Genomic DNA, 18230 nt, shown 5'->3' on the forward strand with positions numbered 1-18230 from the left:
AGGACGTGATATAGAAATGGCAGAGAATGCAATGGAGATGACAGGCTTTACAATCATCAGCAATGTTGGAATGGCAAAAAGCCTTGTCATGGAAGCACTCTATGCAGCGAAAAAGGGAGAATACGAGCTGGCAGAACAAAAACTGAAAGAATCGCAAGACTTTTTCCTTATCAGCCACAAGACACATAGCGCATTAATTCAAAGGGAAGCAAACGGTGAAAGCCTGCCGTTTTCCCTTCTCTTCATGCATGCAGAAGACCAGCTAATGAGTGCTGAGACAACCTATGAGCTCGTAAAGGAAATGATTACGATGTATAAGCGTATTGATGTAATGGAAAAAGGCAGTGTCAGCAGATGACATTGCCTTTTTTATGGTTAAAATGCTTTTATTAATGCAGCAAGTGCAATTAGCCCTTCTTCCAGCTCCTCATAGGAAGCATAAGAATAGGACAAGCGGATATGGCGGTGATAGTTTCCGTAAAGAGAGCCGGGATTGATAAGGATGCCCTGATGAAGTGCTCTTTTGAACAATAGCTGCAGCGGAATTTCTTTATTTAGTGTAAGCCAAACATAAAAACCGCCTGCAGGCTTCTCCCAAACAGCCAGATCAGCAAAATACTGGGCGAGCAGTTTCAAAACGAAATTTCGTCTATTTTGTAGTTCATGCCGCAGCTTTTCGATATGCACTTCGTACTGACCAGTTGTCAGCAGCTTGGCGACAGCAAACTGGGAGAGTGTACTTGAGCCGTAATCTGTCTGCATTTTTATATCTGCAAGCCTGTCAATGACAGGCTCTGGTGCTGCGATATAGCCGATGCGAAGGCCAGGCCCTAACACCTTGGACATGCTGCCGACATACAAGACATTGCCTTGTTTATCGAGCGCCTTAAGTGGAGGAGGAGGTGGTTCATCAAGCCATAAATCTCCATAAACATCGTCTTCCAGAATCGGAATTCTTTCCTTTGAACATGCCTCAAGCAGCTCCATCCGTTTTGCTTCTGAAAGCACAGAGCCTGTTGGATTATGAAAGGTTGGGATTGTATACAGCAATGCTGTGTTATGCTGCCGTTTCGCCCGGCTGATTGCCGAGTAGGAAAGCTCACCATTGTTTATAGGAATCGGAATCATTTGAATGCCGGCCGACTGAAAGACCATGATCGAATTTAAATAGGATGGTGATTCATTTAATATGGCAGAATTTTTATCGAGAAGGCCGATGGAAATCAGCTGTAAAGCTTGAATAGCGCCAGAAACAATCATAATCGAATTAGGAGATGCGGCAACTCCTTTTTCGCGCAAATATTGGCTGATTGCCTGTCTTAATTCAAAGCTTCCTCTTCCTTCTGGATAGCTTAAAGATAAATTGCTGATTTCCTGGAAGGCTTGCTGGATTATCTGTGTTGGCAGGAGGCTTGGGGACAGCTCCCCTGTACCGAGTCTAATGACGTTAGCGGAGAATTCAGCCTTGTTTATCTCCTGAATCATTTGGATATTCGGAAGATGTGTCCCTGATTGCACATAGGTTTTCCAATCAGCCGGCTTGTTTGCAGTAAGCGAATTCCATGTGCTTTTACCAACAACTGTTCCGCGCCCAATGGTGGATTCAATCCATCCATCTGCTTTAAGCTCCTCTAATGCATACACAACAGTACTTCGGTTAACAGCAAGTGTGTCTGCTAATTGGCGCTGGGAGGGAAGCTTGTAGCCGACAGGCCAAGTGCCTGAAATAATCTGTTCGCGAATATATTCATAAATTTGCTGATAAAGAGGTACCGCAATGTGCTTGCTTGGCTGCCAGTGATTTTCTGTAGTCATTTCCGTCTCCTTTTTTCTTTATTATATAAAATGGTTGGGTATATTACCATCCAATTGGTTGGAGACAAAGGTGGAGAGTTGCCGTAAACTGATGTTTATTAAACGATTAAAGGAGCAGAAATACGGATGATAGAAGCAGTAATTCATGGTTTTTTATTAGCACTTGGGCTTATTTTGCCTCTAGGTGTACAGAATATATTTATTTTTAATCAAGGTGCAGGGCATGCGAAGTTTCGCAGCAGCTTGCCTGCTGTTGTAACAGCAAGTATATGTGATACATTGCTGATACTCCTTGCAGTATTAGGAGTATCCTTGTTTTTATTTCATGTTGTGTGGCTGAAAACCCTGCTTCTGATTGCAGGTACTTGTTTTCTTGTATATATGGGCTATGTGACATGGAAAAGCAAGCCGAATCCAGAAGGCGGCGAAACGCTGACAGCAGGTAAACAAATCGGCTTTGCGATGTCCGTTTCCCTGCTGAATCCCCATGCCCTTATGGACACAGTTGGAGTAATCGGCACAAGCTCTCTGCTCTACAGCGGGACGGAAAAGCAACTTTTTGCGCTCGCTTGTATCGTAGTCTCGTGGCTTTGGTTTATTGGTCTTGCAATAACAGGGAGAATGCTCGGCAAAGTAGATAAAACAGGGAATCTGCTTGTACTGCTCAACAAAGCTTCAGCGCTTGTGATGTGGGTCATGGCAATAGTGATGGCAAAACAGCTGCTGTAGCAAAGCTTCATGTTTAAAAAGCCTCTATTAGTGATAACAATATTACTAATACATAAAGGAGGACAAATACATATGAAGTGGAAGCTGCTTAGTTTACCAATATTATCAGCTGCCTTAATAATGGGCGGCTGTGCGACAACTGACGATAAAGAGACAGAGGATTCATCTGCTGAAAGTCACACTCATACAGGAACAAGTGAAATTCCTGCCGGCCTGGAGCTTGCTACTAATCCGAAATTTATCGAGGGCAGTCAGGTTACCATTCTTGCTGACCATATGGAGGGCATGGATGGGGCAGAAGGAACTGTGCTGAGCGCCTATGATACGACTGCGTATGAAGTTTCCTATACGCCTGTTGATGGCGGCGAAAAGGTGAATAACCATAAATGGGTTGTTCAAGAGGAAATCAAGGACGCAGGTAATGAGAAGCTTGCTCCTGGAACGGAAGTAACCTTAGAAGCAGATCATATGGAAGGCATGAAAGGTGCAGAGGCTGTCATTGATGCCGCAGAGGAAACAACTGTTTACATGGTCGACTATACACCGACAAATGGCGGCAAAAAAGTAACGGATCATAAGTGGCTGACAGAGGATGAGTTGGAGGCTAGAGAGTGATGGAAGGAAGCTTGCATTTGGCAAGCTTCTTTTTTTATTTTTTAAGTCAAATCTAGCAACCGTTAAAGTAGTTTGCTTCCCTTTTAACCAAAAATTTTTATAATTATATATTTGAACCTGAAAATAATTGTAGGAAGCTTGGTTTTTGTTAACCAATAGTTTACTAACCGAGTTTTTTTCCATAAAATGTGCAAATAAACCAGAAAATCTCCGCAAAATTAACATTTTCTCCAATGCTTTTCAAAAACAACTTATATATTATTAACACATATTAAATTATGTAAGGTTTTTTAACATTAATTGTTATTACACTTAACAATTAAAATATTTCCTTGAAAGAAAATGATTTGTTAAATAAATAGAAGGAGAATTGGTCAACTGCATTAGCTGGCAAGCTGTATCTCAAATTTTCTTAATACTCTTAATTTTCAGCTTTAACATTTGATAAAAAGGAGTTGGATGTCCATGTCTACAAACTTAGCAAGTCAATCATTAGCAGAGGTAAAGGTCCCTAATGGGGGCAAAGTCGATGAATCATTAATGCCGAAATCGGGTGCAGAGAGAACAGTTGGTTCGCTTTCCTATATGTTTATGTGGATTGGAGATGGCGTCAATTTAGGCAATATGACCTTAGGCGCAAGCTTAATTGTTGCGGGAGCTGCAACATTAAACCTTGTGCAAACATTCGTGGCTGCAATTATTGCAATTGGTATCATTTCGTTATTTTTCACTTTGAATGATCGGCTTGGCTATCGGACGGGAATACCTTATGTTATGCAGCTGAGGATGTCATTTGGAATTAAAGGAAGCTTCATTACTGCCTTGTTACGGGGCATTCCAGCAATTATTTGGTTTGGCTTTCAAAGCTGGATTGGCGGTACTGCCTTAAATGAGATTGCCAAGATTGTAACAGGTGGGTCCTTCGATAATACGGTGATTTGTTTTGTGGTGATACAGCTTGTGCAGATCGTTCTTTCCCTTTACGGATTCCATGCCATTAAGTGGGTGGAAATTCTAGCTTCTGTTGTTATTATGCTTGGCTTAGTGTATGTATTCTATCTGCTTATGGCTTCACACAGAGAAATCATCGCAGAAAGATGGGTTCATTCTGAAGGTACATGGGGGCTGCCGTTCTTTGCCTTTATCATGGTATTCCTAGGCAACTATGCAGCTATTTTCTTAAGTGCGGCTGATTATTCTCGTGAGCTGAAGACAGGCGTCAGCACTAAAAAACGTGGCATCTTGTATTTTTCTCCGATTTTTATCGCATATGGATTTGTGCTTACGATTGGCGCAATGCTTGCATCTGCAACAGGCATTTCCAATCCTGTTAAGGCGTTTGCAATTGTTGTGGATAATCCGTATATTACAGCAGCAGTTTCGGCATTCATCGTTATTGGCGCAGTCGCAGTTAACATGGTCGCAAATATTATTCCACCGACATATGTAATCACGATGCTGACAAAGTTGAAGTATAAGGTAGCTGTTGTTATAACAGGTCTGCTGGCATTTTGCTCATTTCCTTGGGTGCTTGTTCAAGATGATTCTGCTGCTGGTTTGAATACATTTGTATTAATCTACTCTGCCTTTTTAGGTCCGATTGTAGCTATCCTGCTCGTAGAATACTATCTTCTGAGAAAACAAACTGTAAATGTTGCTGATTTATATAACGAAAATGGCCCATTTGCCGGCTTTAATCCATGTGCCCTTATTGCGATGCTGCTTGGAGCAGGCGCTGCCTTTATTGAAGTAGACTTAGGCTGGATTGTCGGCGTTATTGTTGGCGGATTGTCTTATTTCTTACTGATGAAATACACGTTTAAAGACTCTGTGTTCAAAAAAGGGACTATTTTTGAGAGATAAAATGATTAACTATAGGTATTTAAAAAGGAGAGAGATTTATGTTTGATATGCTTATAAAAAATGGCACGGTTGTTTTTCCTAATAAAGTCCAGACGACAAATATCGGTGTAAAAGATGGGAAAATAACCGCAATTGGAGATGACTTCGTTTCAGGGGCAGAGCGTATTATTGATGCATCTGGTCAGTATGTGTTCCCAGGCATGATAGATGTACATGTTCACTTCAGCGATCCAGGCCGTGATTATTGGGAGGGCTTCCGCACAGGCTCACAAATGATGGCCGCAGGCGGTGTGACGACATTTTTTGATATGCCGCTTAATGGTATTCCGTCGACTGTCAACAAGGAAGCTCTTTACTTGAAAAGCGACAGAGGGCAGGCTGAATCTTATACAGACTTTGCGCTGTGGGGCGGCTTAGTTCCGGGGAATGAAGCCGATTTAGCTGAACTTGCTGAAGAGGGAGTTATTGGCTTTAAAGCATTTCTGTCGACAACAGGCAATAAAGAATTCGAAAATGTCGATGACGTGACATTGCTTAATGGCATGAAAATTATCGCTGGCTTAAACAAGGTGCTCGCCCTGCACTCGGAAAGCGGTCCGATAACAGACTGGCTTGCAGCACGCAAAATAGAAGCAGGGCAAGTGTCGGCAGATGACTATCTGGAAACACGTCCCATTGCCGCAGAAGCAGAGGCGGTGCAGCGTGCTTTATATTATGCCGAGGTAACTGGCTGCCCACTGCATTTTGTTCATATCAGTTCATATGAGGCAATTGAGAAGATTGAAGCAGCCAAAAAAAAAGGCATGGATGTTACTGTTGAAACATGCCCGCACTACTTGTTATTTAACCATGACGCATTGCGCGAGTTTGGACCTGTCGCCAAATGTGCTCCGCCTTTGCGTCAACAAGAGGAACAAGAAAAGCTTATTAAACTGTTAATCGAGCAAAAGTTTGATATGATTTCCTCCGATCATTCGCCATGTACAAGTGATTTAAAGGACTCTGCTGTATACAATATTTTTCAGGCATGGGGCGGCATCAGCGGTGGACAGTTTTCGTTCCTGTCAATGATGGAATTGGCGCTAAAATACGAAATTCCATTTGAACAGATTGCTAATATAACTGCTTTAAATCCAGCAGAACGATTTGGGCTGAAAGCAAAAGGCAGAATAGCAGAAGGCTATGACGCAGACTTCGTCCTTGTTTCAACAGATGAAGCATATACTGTCAGTGAGGAAAACTTCTTTGCCAAAAATAAAATCAGCTTATATATTGGCCATACTTTTCCTTGCAAAATAAACAGCACCATTAATCGAGGCAAACTCATTTTTAACGATGGCAGCATGGAGGCAGACGGTCCTGAAGGAGAATGGATAAAACCAGTTCAACAAATAGAAATCAAATCCTAAACCAAAGCGGTTTAGGGTTTTTTTATGTTAAATAATGGTATAATTCACCTTAATAACTTAGATAAGAGGAGGCGGAAAAAAGTGGATGCGAGATTACGAGAATTAGTGGACTATACGAAAGAGACGCTCGGTTTAGAAAACTATTATCTTCATTCCCATGATTTAGACAGAAGCGTATCGAATCAGAACAAAACGATGTACACACTGGAAATGGAATGGCTGCCAGAGCATATTACTGCATATGATGAGGAAGACGAGGTTCCAAGTGGAACAGCTGCTATCAGCCTTTACATTGATTCAAGAAAGTTTAACAGTATCATCTTTGTTGGCGGGAAATCTTATTTAAACAAGCCTATTTTGCAGGTAACGGATAAAGCGGGCATCATCAGGTGGATAGAGACGGAAACAGGTTTAACTTATGAGCAGGATTTTGTCTTTTGGAAGGAAGAGGATGCTAGACTTTCATTTAAAAGAATCATCAATGGTTTGGAAATATCACCAATTGAGTGGATAGATATCGAGTTTGATGAAGAGGGCAACCTTGTGTTTTTCAATATGTATGGTGATTTTATGAACAAGCTTCCTGTAAAAGAGGAGATATATACACTTGACCTTCACAAAGCAGAGCAAATAACGAAACAACAATTCCAGCATTGGGATTTTCCTTTCGATGAGCAAAAGCGGATAGTTACCGCATACGCAATAGAAGAGGTTTATATCCGCAATGACCTCAGCGGAACATTCTCTTTTGAGCAAACACACAATACAAAGGAAATCGATTATGTAATGGAATGGGATGCACCAATATCTAAAAGGTTTAAACGAAAGCCAGTTGAACATACGAGGGATATAACACCAAAGCAAGCCTTTGCATGTGAACCACATCCAGAAACCTTCCCGCTTACGGATGAAGACATCCAAATGTGCGTGAAAGAGGTTAGAAGTTTTCTGCAGAAAGTGTATTCAAATGATACAGGCAAATGGAGAATGACTAGCATTCACCGTCATTATGACTTTATTGACGTGAAGCTTGTCCAAACAAGCAAATCTAAAAATATCTATAAAAGAAAACTGCTAGTCATGCTGGACGGCAGCAGCTTCAAAGCATTTAATTATATGGATAATGAGCCTATGCTTGAAATATTCTCAGCGTATAAAATGCCGGGGGAAAGCAAAATGTCAAAAGAAGCAGCATACGAAGCAGTAAAGAGGCATTTCATCCTAAAGCCACGCTATGTTTACGATAAAGAAACGAAAGAATACACTTTATGCGGCTACCTTGACTGCCACCACTATGTAGATGCCGAAACAGGCAAAGTCGGACTCTTAAACGACCTTTAAAGCATAAAAAAAAGGGCTGCAATGCAGCCCTTGTAATATTAGAATGATGCAGCAGCAGTTGCAGCTTTAGTAACACCAGCAGCAATGATTTCTGCAGCTTGGTCTGGGTTTTGGTTGTGTCCTTCAATGATGATTGTTTCAGGATTTTGTACGCCCCAGAAGCCAAGGATTGTTTTTACATAACGAACTGCTAATTCAACAGAAGCAGCAGGTCCTTCAGAGTAAACGCCGCCAGCAGCATTCAATAGCATAACTTTTTTGTCGCCAACAAGTCCTTCTGGACCTTCAGCAGTGTAACGGAAAGTTTTGCCTGCTTGGCTCAAGTAGTCAAGGTATGTGTGCAATACTGCAGGCACAGTGAAGTTCCATAATGGGAAACCGAATACTACTTTATCAGCAGCAAGGAATTGATCCAAGTATTTAGTTACAAGGTCAGTTGCAGCTTTTTCGCCTTCAGTTAGTTCCATACCTCTAGCAAGCTTGAACATACCGTTGATTTTGTCGTTGTCCAAGTAAGGTAGGTTTGCTTCGAAAAGATCCAATTCAGTGATTGTGTCTTCTTTGTGATTTTCTTTGTAGCTTTGCAAGAAAGCATCATACAATTGAACGCTCACTGCTTGATCAGCAGGACGAGAGTTTGCTTTTACGAATAATACGTTTGCCATTCTTAATACACCCCTATTTTTATAATTTATATATTTCTACAGTTAAACTCTTATTGTTTAAACAACATGTGTTGCTTACTTTATGATAGAATATAATTATACTAGTAGCAATCGTCATTATTATTGATATGTAGTCTAAACAACAAATGTCGAGAAATGTCGTTTAGTTCAATCTATAGAACATTACTTTACATATGGAGATGAAAAAATGGAAACGACCACAACAAAAAGCGATCCAAGAGTACTTAGGACGAGACAGCTGATTTTAGATGCTTTTACTGTTTTGATACAGGAGAAGGACTTCAAAGACATAACGGTCAAGGATATCACGGAAAAAGCAACCATCAACAGAGCAACCTTCTATGCGCATTTCCTTGATAAATATGAGCTGTTGGATTTGACTTTATTGGATGGTTTTAGAGAAACGCTGCACCAGCGTCTGTCTTGTCATGCCGTGTTCAATGAAAATTCACTGAGCAGTTTATTTTACGTTATGTGCCAATACCATCAAGAATTAAGCGGACAATGTGCCAAAAACTATGAATCTCTCGGCGATCACTTTCAGAACAAAATGATTGAAGCAGTTCATGATGTGATTCTCCATCTGTTGGAGCATGAAACAAATCCTAAGGAGGAGCATATTGCGATTGCGACCACATTGAGCTGGGGCATATATGGAGCAAGCTATTCCTGGAACAAGGAAGGCAGAAAGATATCAGCAGAAGAGCTTGTCGAAACAATGGTGCCAATATGGGTCAACGGATTGTACCATTATTTTAAAGGATAATAAAATGCCCTTCCTGATTGCTCATAATGGAGCAGTCGGAAGGGCATTTCTTGTGTAGCCCAATAAAAAAAAACCGACTTCACAAGAAGACGGTACTTTATCGCTTTATACAGGTGCGAAAATTTCTCTTTTCTGCTCCTTCACCATCTGCACATATTGCTCGTTTCCGAGCAGCTCGAAGATGAACATGGACCGTCTGTATGCTTCGATTGCTTTCATTATATCTTCTGATAATACTTCAAGGCATTCTCCCCGCTGGAAATAAAGCTGTCCTGTCATTGATATGTCTTCCTTCTGCTTGCCGAGGGCGATACCGAAATCAGCATGCTCTAAAGACAGTGTATATTCTTTCTGTAGAAAGAATAATTTCGATATATTATAATGAAGCTTGATTTGGAATTTATGCTGTTGTTTTAAGAATTCCTTATAGGTAAGAATTTTTTTGTATTGCCGTAAGCTTTTCTGGAACAGATTGTTTTCAGCATAGATGATCGCGATGCTGTTTTGAATGCGGAAATCGATAAAGTCTTGTCCGAAGAGGGGATGATCATCATCGAGAAGATTTTCGAGCTCCTTGATAGCAGTGTGATAATCGTATTTTTCTAGATAATAGCCAGAAACGATATGTACCCATGCAATGAGCTGCTCGAATTTATAGCCGAGCTGCCTGCTTACTTGCTTTCGTTCACTTTGACAAATTTCGAATGCTTCTTGATAATTTTTTTGTTTCATTAGATTTTCTAAAAGCTCTTCTGTTTCCTTTATATAATCCTCGGCATCATTCAAAAGAATCTTGTATAAATATTCTAGTGATACCTTCAGGCGAATAGAAATAATATAAAGAATATCCACCCCTGGATAGCCCCTGCCAGCTTCAATTCCGCTGATTGTCGCCTGTGTGCAGATTCCGTCTGCCAGCTGTGCCTGTGAAATCTTATTCATTTTCCTCAGTCTTTTAATTTCTGCCCCAAGTGCTTTAGCGTTTAACTCTACCATCATTCTCACCATTTTATAAAAAATTTTATATTTTTTGAGGGAAATCTAGCTTTTCTATCTCTAATTATAGCATATCGATGGATAAGTCCTCTCATCGGAAACGCAAGTATATGGAGAGTGACGTATACTGTGAAAAAAGCGAAAGATGAGGGTGATTTTATGAAAAAACTATTTGCAGCCATTTTGTTGTTTGGTCTATTGATCTCACCACTTGGAAACGTATCTCAATCCTTAGACAATCCGATCGTCAAGGCAGCAGGACTGCCGTTTGAGCATTGATAAGTTTGTAGAATTTTCATGATTCGCTAGTCTCATTTTAAGTAGGAGGTTCACCATATGCTGTTGGGAAAAAAGGTCAAATATAAAGGGAGAAAATACCGAATCATACATATATATAACTCCGGTTTCCTGGAAATAAAGGATCTTCAGCAGTACAGCTATACGGTAGAGCTTGTCAGACGCTCGGAGATTGAACTGCTGGGTGGAACAGAATAGTAGAAGGTAGAAGGCTTGAGCTGCTCGTGGTAGCTCTTTTTTTATGGAAAATATTGTTTGATTTTCAGCTATACTATAATCATAATCTTGTATTCGTATATTCCTTGTAGTTTTAACAGATTTGTATACATTCTTTTTCACCTTATATTATTAATAATAGATAGAAGGGTGGTTATCATGTTAAGTAACTTTAGATTAAAGATAGGTATCTGTTTTTTATTGATTATTTCATCTGTACTCTCTGCCTGTGGGACTTCACAAGATGAGGGAATAAGTTCAGAATCAAATAACCCAACAACAACGGAAACCCATTCAAGGAAAAAAAATCTTGATAGCGAAGACCCTGTTTATGAGGAAACTGGTGGTTTGTACACAGAAGAGGATATTGAAAATGTTAAACCACAGGAAATGCCAACACAAAATGTAAATCCTTCACAATAGCCCCTAATTAAAGAAGAAAAAAATATGAAAGTTCAACAGGATGAACCCTCAGCACAAACTAATAAAACCAACTAGCTGTTTTGTACACCTCCTATGATAAAAAAGAAAATAAACCATAATATAAAAATACCTCTATATTTTATTATCGTTTATTGTTTTGTTAGTTTTTCTTTTTCTTTAATCTCACAATTAACAATATTCATGTGCAATGAAAGAAAGAAATTGAGAGGATGGTGACTTTTTCTTATTACGTATTAATAGAATATCATTGCTTTAAAAAATCTGTTTATAAAATAAAAAATAACAAAATAATTGAAAATTAAAACCGAAATTTACAAGTTGAGTATTGAATTAACAGAGGATGAAAGGATAGTAGCTGTTCATAACACTCCCTTTGGTAATACAAAACCATTGTGGGTTCAAAAGTATAAATTACAGGTAAACCGACTATGATAAAAGTTAAAGAAGGAAGGACGGAAGAATTAGTGTTGGGACTATTGAATCTTTAGATTTATTGAAGTAATAGACTCATATTTATTACCAATTTTTCCAATATCATGACTATTGATTGAAATTTTCTGTTAATTTAATTAATTCGAAAGCGATATTGATATACTTTGTTAGAAGCCAAATATAAGGAGGTATATCAATGAAAAAGACCATTTCTTTTCTAGTAGCGATAGTTTTAATATTTGCAGCTATATCACCTGTTTATGCTAGTGGAAACGAATCTACTGTCAAAGAGAATACTAATATTACTGAACAGGATATTGTGAATGCTGGTATTTTGGTAGATGCTATTAAAGAATTAGATGAAAAGTTAGATATGAATAATCTGTCTTCGATTAGTGAGAATGAGGTAAGTCTATTAAGTGAAAATGCAAGAAACTTTTATGATTACATCAAAGAATATGAAAATAGTCAAGACTTTATAGAAAACCCCCAAATGGTATTGGCAAACTATATGAATGAGATTGAAAAGGAAAATCCAAGAAGCAAAAAGGAGGGGCGTATTGGCGGAATTACTTATAAAGAATACAAAATTAGTAATTCCAAATTAAAGGAATTTAAAAAAATGTAGCTTATAATGCTGGGTTTTGGGGCATTGCAGCTGCTGTAGCTAAAGTCTGGAGTAAAAGTCCTACAGTATTGACAGCATTTTTAGTTGCTATCCCTGCATTAGGTATAGCTATTCTTGATAAATGTAATAAGAAAAGTAAAGGGATTATAATTATCAAAGCAGGAACGGGTGCTACTAATACTTATTCTTGTAAGTCCCAATGATAAAAAAGGAAGGTTCATTTAGTGAACCTTCCTTTTTCTAATAAGTTTAGTTACTTTTTCACTAATAAACAAAAGCATTACACCGGATAAAAGTATGAACAAGGAACTTATTGTACTTTTCTCATTTCCTTCTAAAATTACATTAATAAATAAAAGCAATGCCCAATATATAAAGGTAGTATAACATGCGATGTTAAAACTAGGTCTGTCGAAATTTTTGTCTTCTTTAAAAAACATATAGCTCAACTCCTTCGGATAGAATCGACCTAACTTATTCTAATTAATTAAGTATAGTCTTTATATTATCACATATTGAAATAGGGAATTGGGAATTTTCAGGTTAAGGTGAAAAGCTCCAATTAATTGAAGGGAAATTAAACTGACCAAGGTACCGATGATGTAATAAATAGTATACTTGGAGTGGTTTAATACTTCTCTCTATGTCGATATGGTGAGGTATTAGACTTATGAAAATAAAACAGAAATCGTTACTTTATGCGCGCTTGGCTGGGACTAACTGTGCTTGAAATGTAAAGAGAGTGTGCAGAGGCTATTATCATGTTGGAGCTGAAATTCACGGAAACTGGCAAGGCGAAAATGTTCAGGTTATCAGTAACACAGAAGGGATATCCGTAACAGAAAACGGGATAACAGACCAGTTTGAATGGGGAAATATTGTTCAATTTGGCACACTTGCCGTTGTGCTGACAAAGGATGATCAAGCAGTCTGGACAATCGCTTTAGCGGAAAACTTTAAGAGGAATTCAAATGCATCGCTACCAGTTGAGGGGGATATTGTCCTTTATAAGGCAGAAATGGCAGAAAATCAGCCGATAACATTGAAAATAGAGAAATAGAATGGGGTGCACTTTAGTGATAGAGTGCACCTTTTAGCTTCATTTCTCTCTCCCCATATGCTTTTTCCGATAATTCAACGGCGAAATGCCATAAGTCTTTTTAAAAGCACTGGAGAAATAAGGGCCAAAGCTGAAGCCGCATTGTTCTGCGACAGTTTGAATCGGGTTATCTGTTTTTAATAATAGAATACGGGCTTGCTCTAACCGGTACGTGTTTAAATATTCTAGTGCTGTTACCTTGTAGAATTTTTTCATATACTTAGCGATTGTGTTTTCATGAACGTTGAATTCTCTCGCTAGTATCGTGCTTGTTATTGGCTGGTAATAATGATCTCTTATATATTGGGCAACCTTTTCAGAAATGATATAGCCGCTGTCCTTAGCCATGCCTTGCGATTCTAAAAGATTAATAAGAGAAAAGAAGCTTATCTGGATGTCCCAAAAGGATAAATCCTTATTTTCCTTCGTTGTGGCCGCTAACAGCTGGTCTATTTTTTTATAAATTTCATCATAATCAACGAGTCTGCACTGCTTTTGTAGGTGCAGTGTATAGCTGTGATTATGAAAATGCAATGCTGGAATAGGAATTGTCGATTCTAGCTTCCGCGGTTCACTCTCCTCTGTATAATAGCTGTTCGTATAGAAATGCAGCCAATAAAACTCTGTGTCTGTCTCTGTCGGGCTTGTGGAAAAATGATGTTTGAAAGGCAGCAGGATAAACATTTCATTTTTATTGATAATAAACTCCTTATTGTCCTCTGTTAAGCAAAGACGGCCTTTCCGCACAAGAATAATATCGAAGTACTCTAAATCGCTTCGATCTGGATGGCTTGTTCCTTTCTCATATGTAGTGATATTTCCTTCGATAAATATTGGAAAAGGAGGCACTGCTATTGAAACGATTTCCACCATTATCACCTCAGTAATTCAATTAATTCCCATATAAAAGGGAGTGAAATATCTTAAAAATTGATTAGAATCCTTTATGTTCATCTTAAAATTGTTTTGTTATATTTTAAGAGCACTAACAAAAGCAAGCGTTTACAATTAATTATACCTTCAAAATCTTCATTTTGCTTCAGTTAAATTATTAAAAAAGGAGGTATTTCCTTGGAGAATAAAAGATTCACCTTACAAGTTTCACCGAGTGGAAATTTAACAAATTTAATCTTAAAAGAAGATACACATAAAATGAACTGGGTTATTGATGCTAGCTATCTCAAGCAAAGCGGATATGAAGAACAAGATAAGCTATTTGGAAATTTTTCTGTTATCGTTGATGGAAAAAGACTAACTAATGCTGATACAACACCAATGGTAAGGAAAGACGAGGCTATTATTACAGTCACATACACCTTTGAACAAGTAGAAGTGATTATGACATACGATTTAAAGCAGGCTGAGGATAATCTGACTTGGAATATAACGATGAAAAACCATCAAGAGAAGGAAGTGACTATCACAGACTTTGCGATCTGGTCGTCCTTTTCCTATGTTATGTACAAGATGAATGATCTGGATATGCAAACAAATCATTCTGCTGCTGTATATCCCTCTATTTCTACTGATTATACGAAGCTGGCATGTGTGCGCAGAAGCAACGAGGCACCGCATTTAGGGATGTACCAAACGAAAGGGCAAACATTATCTGTCGGAACATATTGCGCATATAATAATCTCTTTTTTGAGAGCGTTTCCCCTTCCTTGGATGGTCTGTTATTCCACCAGCTCATTTTAGCAGGTGGCTATCCAGAGGGCTTTGAAAATGGCGATTGGTTATACAACAAAACTGGATTTACGCTTGCTGGTTTAAGTGAGAAGGAATGGGAATACAAGCTGGAGCCATTTAAAGATCAGCAGGACTTCTACGAAATTGGCAAAACAAAATACGATCATCCTGTCTTTGAATTCCAGCCCCTTGCCATAGCAGGCAAGTATTACGATTTTGCGGTGCAGCTACCAGCAACTAAATATTTAACAGATGCGTTTGTTGAGTATTTGGATAAAAACGGAAACCGAAAAAAGATCAATATTGTCGGTAAAATGAAAAAAACGAAACAGGGGTACAGTGCTAAGCTTCTTTTTTCTGCAGCTGGTGAACATAAAATTACGATTGAAGTAGATGATCAGTATTTGGACAGCATTATCCTGAATGTAATGGAGCCAATCAAAACAATCATCGAAAATCGGTCCCGCTTTATCAGTGACAAGTTATTTAATGGTGCTGACAGTGAAAATCCATACAGCTATTCGCCCATTTCCAATCAAGGTGAGTCTTTAGGCAAATTGAGCTTGGTGCTGAAGAATAACTTGCTTAACAGTTTAAATGCCAAGGAAGTTCAGCAGGTGGAGGAAAGCTGTGTCCATTATATTCGCCAAAAATGGTTTGAAAATGGCGATTTCACAAAGCCGGTTAATTTATATGGCGACTTCTACCGCTGTATGGATTTTGAGTATATTGCCCATGTGTTTTACCTTCTTTCCCAGTTCGATGAGGACATATTGCAGCTGCATAAGCCAGATACGTATTTAGCTTGGGCTGCAGATGTATTTTCGTTACGAGTTAACCCAGAGCTTCACGATACACCAAGAGGAAAAGAAGAGGCCCAAATGCTAGGTGTATTTTTCTTATACATCGACGAATTATTAGAACAGCTTAAAAGTCGCGGGTTAACAATGAAATACGAAGAAATTAATTCTCTTTGGTCGAAAATCGCCCAGACGGTGGCGCAGGACAGTTCGACCTATAAAGCGGCAGTAACGGAGCATTTTTACGATAATGCTGGCTATGGTCCGGCAACAGGCGCTTTAGCAAGCACACATCATCAGGAGGCTGCCAACAGATACGGCGAGCTAGTTCTTGCCAACATAGGCTTTTCCAATGATTTTCGCGCCCAAAGCCCTGATCGCTGGTGGGAGGCATTATCTTATATGATTCATTCCCTTTGGGGTGGGGTAACAGCGGCTGCTTGTCTTAAGGCATACGAGGAGCTGCATGATACGAGATACTTAAAAGCTGCTTATCGGGCGACGATTGGGATTTTGTATTGCTATGACACAAATGCAAAAGCAACAGATACGAAACTGAAGAGCGGGGAAGCTGCTTCTACTTACAGCATCGCTGGTCCACATTTGAACAGGCCAGATTTATCGCGCAACCGCTTTGGTCAATCAACCTTCTTCCGAGACGGCGGTATATTTACCCGTCTATTTACAAAGGAAGAGGAAACAGCTGATTGGGATATGGGCGAAGAGCTTGTTGCTTATTTAGATGGCTTTGGCAAAAAGACGTTTTTATATGAGGAAAATGGCAAAATCGCTGTTGTGAATGGCTCAATCGAAGAAACAGCAGCGGGGCTGTTAATTACTAGCTATGCTCCAATTCCAACAGAATATCATTTTTTTGACAAAGATATACACTTCATTTCAGAAAAAGGGCAACTAGTTCCACAGGTTTTGTTTACAGATGGCAAGTTCAGGCCGAAAGAACAATTACTGACTAGGGAGTGAGAGAAATGGTAGAAAGCAGCACTGCTAAACAGCTACAAGACAACAAGGTAGAGGATAATAACGCAAAATTGCCATTAAAACGAGTTTTGGCATATGCAAGTACGGATACTGCCGGAAATTTGCTATATTGTACACTTACTAGCTTTATCATGTACTTTTATACAGATGTTTTTGGGATTTCAATTGCTGCAACAGGTACTATTTTGCTTGTTGCCCGGATTTTTGATGCCCTTGATGCGCCGATTTGGGGATTAATTATTGACCATACTAACACAAAATGGGGGAAAAACCGCCCATACTGGCTCTGGCTGGCAATCCCATTTGGAGTTGTATTCTTTTTAACATTTTTAGCTCCAGACTTATCAGCAAGTGCAAAAGTCATTTATGCATTAGTCACATACATTTTAATGGGGATTGTTTACACAGGAATTGCCACACCAATTACGGCAATCCTGCCGAATTTAACGAATAACTCTAATGAGCGTGTTCGTTTAAATTCATGGCGCAGCAATGGCGGAATGATTGGGTATTTAATCACCGCATCCTTCACATTGCCGCTTGTAGCATTTTTCGGGAACGGCAACGATAAATTAGGCTTTCAAGTGACTGTTGCCATCTATGCGGTTGTCGGCATTATACTTATGCTGTTTGCCTTCTCTGGAACGAGAGAAATCAATACGAAAAGCATTAAATCAATTCCAATTCGCCAAAGCTTTAGAGCAGTTAAAGGGAATTGGCCGTGGATTACTTTAGTTCTTGCGTTCATCTTTTATTGGTTAGGCAATACTTCAAGAACATCAACGTTAATCTATTATTCGCAATATAATTTAGATCATAAAAACTTGGCGTCTATCTTAAACGGCCTTGTTGTGTTCCAAATGATTTCTATTACGATTATTCCATTTATCGTGAAGAAATTTTTGAAAACGCACACACAAATACTTGGCTTCGCCATCGCTGCAATTGGCCAAATTATCATTGCCTTTGCAGGGGCAAGCACGTCAATGATTATCTTCGGGTGGGTAATTGCTTCACTTGGAACAGGAATTGCTGTCACATTACCATTTGCGATGCTGTCAGACACTGTTGACTATGGTGAGTGGAAAACAGGCATCCGCGCCAGCGGCTTCCTCACAGCGATCGGCAGCTCCTTTTGTATCAAAATCGGAGCGGGACTTGGCAGCTTCATCCCGTCCATCATTATGGATAAAGCAGGCTATGTTGCAAACGCAACACAAACAGCAAGCTCGCTCGCAGCAATCAAATTCTGCTTCACATGGCTGCCAGCAATCTTCTTTATTGTCGGCGCAATTATCATGATGAATTATAAAAAGTATGAAAAGAATGAAGAGAGAGTTCGAAATGAGCTGTTGTTGAAGCGGTAATAAATAAATAAGTAAGAGCTTAGGTGAACTAGCCTAAG

The 18230-nt window shown here is 39.2% G+C and carries 18 protein-coding genes; 14 read left to right on the forward strand and 4 right to left on the reverse strand.

The genetic code is table 11. From position 1 onward, the window contains the following. The first annotated feature begins 16 nt into the window (after positions 1 to 16). Positions 17 to 358 carry a PTS sugar transporter subunit IIA gene (locus CEQ21_RS14740; protein WP_185765168.1) on the forward strand — a complete coding sequence of 114 codons (342 nt, stop codon included), beginning with the start codon at positions 17 to 19 and terminating at the stop codon, positions 356 to 358. Positions 359 to 375: 17 nt separating this feature from the next. Here CEQ21_RS14740 and CEQ21_RS14745 read toward each other — a convergent pair whose 3' ends face one another. After that, positions 376 to 1815 (reverse strand): MocR-like pyridoxine biosynthesis transcription factor PdxR, encoded by a 1440-nt coding sequence (locus CEQ21_RS14745; RefSeq protein ID WP_185765169.1) that lies wholly within the window; start codon positions 1813 to 1815, stop codon positions 376 to 378. 126 nt (positions 1816 to 1941) lie between these two features. Between CEQ21_RS14745 and CEQ21_RS14750 the strand changes: the two genes are divergently transcribed. The 5 genes from CEQ21_RS14750 to CEQ21_RS14770 all read left to right on the forward strand — a co-directional run bounded on the left by CEQ21_RS14750 (position 1942) and on the right by CEQ21_RS14770 (position 7772). After that, complete coding sequence (locus CEQ21_RS14750; protein ID WP_185765170.1) at positions 1942 to 2544, forward strand: LysE/ArgO family amino acid transporter; 603 nt, start codon at positions 1942 to 1944, stop codon at positions 2542 to 2544. A gap of 72 nt (positions 2545 to 2616) precedes the next feature. Then, complete coding sequence (locus tag CEQ21_RS14755; protein WP_185765171.1) at positions 2617 to 3159, forward strand: YdhK family protein; 543 nt, start codon at positions 2617 to 2619, stop codon at positions 3157 to 3159. 465 nt (positions 3160 to 3624) lie between these two features. Beyond that, positions 3625 to 5022, forward strand: a complete 1398-nt coding sequence (locus tag CEQ21_RS14760) for an NCS1 family transporter (protein WP_185765172.1) — start codon at positions 3625 to 3627, stop codon at positions 5020 to 5022. Between the two features lie 38 nt (positions 5023 to 5060). Beyond that, positions 5061 to 6431 (forward strand): allantoinase, encoded by a 1371-nt coding sequence (locus tag CEQ21_RS14765; RefSeq protein ID WP_185765173.1) that lies wholly within the window; start codon positions 5061 to 5063, stop codon positions 6429 to 6431. An 81-nt stretch (positions 6432 to 6512) separates the two neighbouring features. Next, a complete protein-coding gene (locus CEQ21_RS14770; protein ID WP_185765174.1) occupies positions 6513 to 7772 on the forward strand; it encodes a hypothetical protein in 1260 nt (419 codons plus the stop codon). 38 nt (positions 7773 to 7810) lie between these two features. Here the strand turns inward: CEQ21_RS14770 and CEQ21_RS14775 are convergent, their stop codons facing one another. Next, positions 7811 to 8437, reverse strand: a complete 627-nt coding sequence (locus CEQ21_RS14775; RefSeq protein WP_185765175.1) for an FMN-dependent NADH-azoreductase — start codon at positions 8435 to 8437, stop codon at positions 7811 to 7813. Between the two features lie 208 nt (positions 8438 to 8645). Between CEQ21_RS14775 and CEQ21_RS14780 the strand changes: the two genes are divergently transcribed. Next, on the forward strand, positions 8646 to 9224 hold the full coding sequence (locus CEQ21_RS14780) for a TetR/AcrR family transcriptional regulator (RefSeq protein ID WP_185765176.1): 579 nt from the start codon (positions 8646 to 8648) through the stop codon (positions 9222 to 9224). 105 nt (positions 9225 to 9329) lie between these two features. Here the strand turns inward: CEQ21_RS14780 and CEQ21_RS14785 are convergent, their stop codons facing one another. Continuing rightward, positions 9330 to 10223: a helix-turn-helix domain-containing protein gene (locus CEQ21_RS14785; RefSeq protein WP_185765177.1), complete on the reverse strand. Its 894-nt coding sequence runs from the start codon at positions 10221 to 10223 to the stop codon at positions 9330 to 9332. A gap of 114 nt (positions 10224 to 10337) precedes the next feature. Between CEQ21_RS14785 and CEQ21_RS14790 the strand changes: the two genes are divergently transcribed. From CEQ21_RS14790 to CEQ21_RS14810, 5 genes are all read left to right on the forward strand, one after another. Continuing rightward, positions 10338 to 10499: a hypothetical protein gene (locus tag CEQ21_RS14790; RefSeq protein WP_185765178.1), complete on the forward strand. Its 162-nt coding sequence runs from the start codon at positions 10338 to 10340 to the stop codon at positions 10497 to 10499. 57 nt (positions 10500 to 10556) lie between these two features. Further along, entirely contained in the window at positions 10557 to 10715 is a 159-nt protein-coding gene (locus tag CEQ21_RS14795) for a hypothetical protein (RefSeq protein ID WP_164849674.1), read from the forward strand. Positions 10716 to 10892: 177 nt separating this feature from the next. Beyond that, entirely contained in the window at positions 10893 to 11156 is a 264-nt protein-coding gene (locus CEQ21_RS14800; RefSeq protein ID WP_185765179.1) for a hypothetical protein, read from the forward strand. A 649-nt stretch (positions 11157 to 11805) separates the two neighbouring features. Beyond that, entirely contained in the window at positions 11806 to 12237 is a 432-nt protein-coding gene (locus CEQ21_RS14805) for a hypothetical protein (RefSeq protein WP_185765180.1), read from the forward strand. A 742-nt stretch (positions 12238 to 12979) separates the two neighbouring features. Further along, positions 12980 to 13297, forward strand: a complete 318-nt coding sequence (locus CEQ21_RS14810; RefSeq protein ID WP_185765181.1) for a hypothetical protein — start codon at positions 12980 to 12982, stop codon at positions 13295 to 13297. 39 nt (positions 13298 to 13336) lie between these two features. Here CEQ21_RS14810 and CEQ21_RS14815 read toward each other — a convergent pair whose 3' ends face one another. Continuing rightward, complete coding sequence (locus CEQ21_RS14815) at positions 13337 to 14209, reverse strand: AraC family transcriptional regulator (RefSeq protein WP_185765182.1); 873 nt, start codon at positions 14207 to 14209, stop codon at positions 13337 to 13339. 198 nt (positions 14210 to 14407) lie between these two features. Here CEQ21_RS14815 and CEQ21_RS14820 point away from each other — a divergent pair, with 198 nt between their 5' ends. Beyond that, entirely contained in the window at positions 14408 to 16807 is a 2400-nt protein-coding gene (locus tag CEQ21_RS14820; RefSeq protein ID WP_185765183.1) for a hypothetical protein, read from the forward strand. A gap of 5 nt (positions 16808 to 16812) precedes the next feature. Then, entirely contained in the window at positions 16813 to 18192 is a 1380-nt protein-coding gene (locus CEQ21_RS14825) for a glycoside-pentoside-hexuronide (GPH):cation symporter (protein WP_185765184.1), read from the forward strand. Positions 18193 to 18230 lie beyond the last annotated feature (38 nt).

The sequence above is a fragment of the Niallia circulans genome (assembly GCF_007273535.1).
Lineage (GTDB): Bacteria > Bacillota > Bacilli > Bacillales > Cytobacillaceae > Niallia > Niallia circulans_B.

What these genes read in the sequence shown, in the direction of transcription:
- CEQ21_RS14740 (WP_185765168.1), top strand. Translation starts at nt 17, where the DNA reads ATGGCAGAGAATGCAATGGAGATGACAGGCTTTACAATCATCAGCAAT.
- CEQ21_RS14745 (WP_185765169.1), bottom strand. Translation starts at nt 1,815, where the DNA reads ATGACTACAGAAAATCACTGGCAGCCAAGCAAGCACATTGCGGTACCT.
- CEQ21_RS14750 (WP_185765170.1), top strand. Translation starts at nt 1,942, where the DNA reads ATGATAGAAGCAGTAATTCATGGTTTTTTATTAGCACTTGGGCTTATT.
- CEQ21_RS14755 (WP_185765171.1), top strand. Translation starts at nt 2,617, where the DNA reads ATGAAGTGGAAGCTGCTTAGTTTACCAATATTATCAGCTGCCTTAATA.
- CEQ21_RS14760 (WP_185765172.1), top strand. Translation starts at nt 3,625, where the DNA reads ATGTCTACAAACTTAGCAAGTCAATCATTAGCAGAGGTAAAGGTCCCT.
- CEQ21_RS14765 (WP_185765173.1), top strand. Translation starts at nt 5,061, where the DNA reads ATGTTTGATATGCTTATAAAAAATGGCACGGTTGTTTTTCCTAATAAA.
- CEQ21_RS14775 (WP_185765175.1), bottom strand. Translation starts at nt 8,437, where the DNA reads ATGGCAAACGTATTATTCGTAAAAGCAAACTCTCGTCCTGCTGATCAA.
- CEQ21_RS14780 (WP_185765176.1), top strand. Translation starts at nt 8,646, where the DNA reads ATGGAAACGACCACAACAAAAAGCGATCCAAGAGTACTTAGGACGAGA.
- CEQ21_RS14785 (WP_185765177.1), bottom strand. Translation starts at nt 10,223, where the DNA reads ATGATGGTAGAGTTAAACGCTAAAGCACTTGGGGCAGAAATTAAAAGA.
- CEQ21_RS14795 (WP_164849674.1), top strand. Translation starts at nt 10,557, where the DNA reads ATGCTGTTGGGAAAAAAGGTCAAATATAAAGGGAGAAAATACCGAATC.
- CEQ21_RS14800 (WP_185765179.1), top strand. Translation starts at nt 10,893, where the DNA reads ATGTTAAGTAACTTTAGATTAAAGATAGGTATCTGTTTTTTATTGATT.
- CEQ21_RS14805 (WP_185765180.1), top strand. Translation starts at nt 11,806, where the DNA reads ATGAAAAAGACCATTTCTTTTCTAGTAGCGATAGTTTTAATATTTGCA.
- CEQ21_RS14815 (WP_185765182.1), bottom strand. Translation starts at nt 14,209, where the DNA reads ATGGTGGAAATCGTTTCAATAGCAGTGCCTCCTTTTCCAATATTTATC.
- CEQ21_RS14825 (WP_185765184.1), top strand. Translation starts at nt 16,813, where the DNA reads ATGGTAGAAAGCAGCACTGCTAAACAGCTACAAGACAACAAGGTAGAG.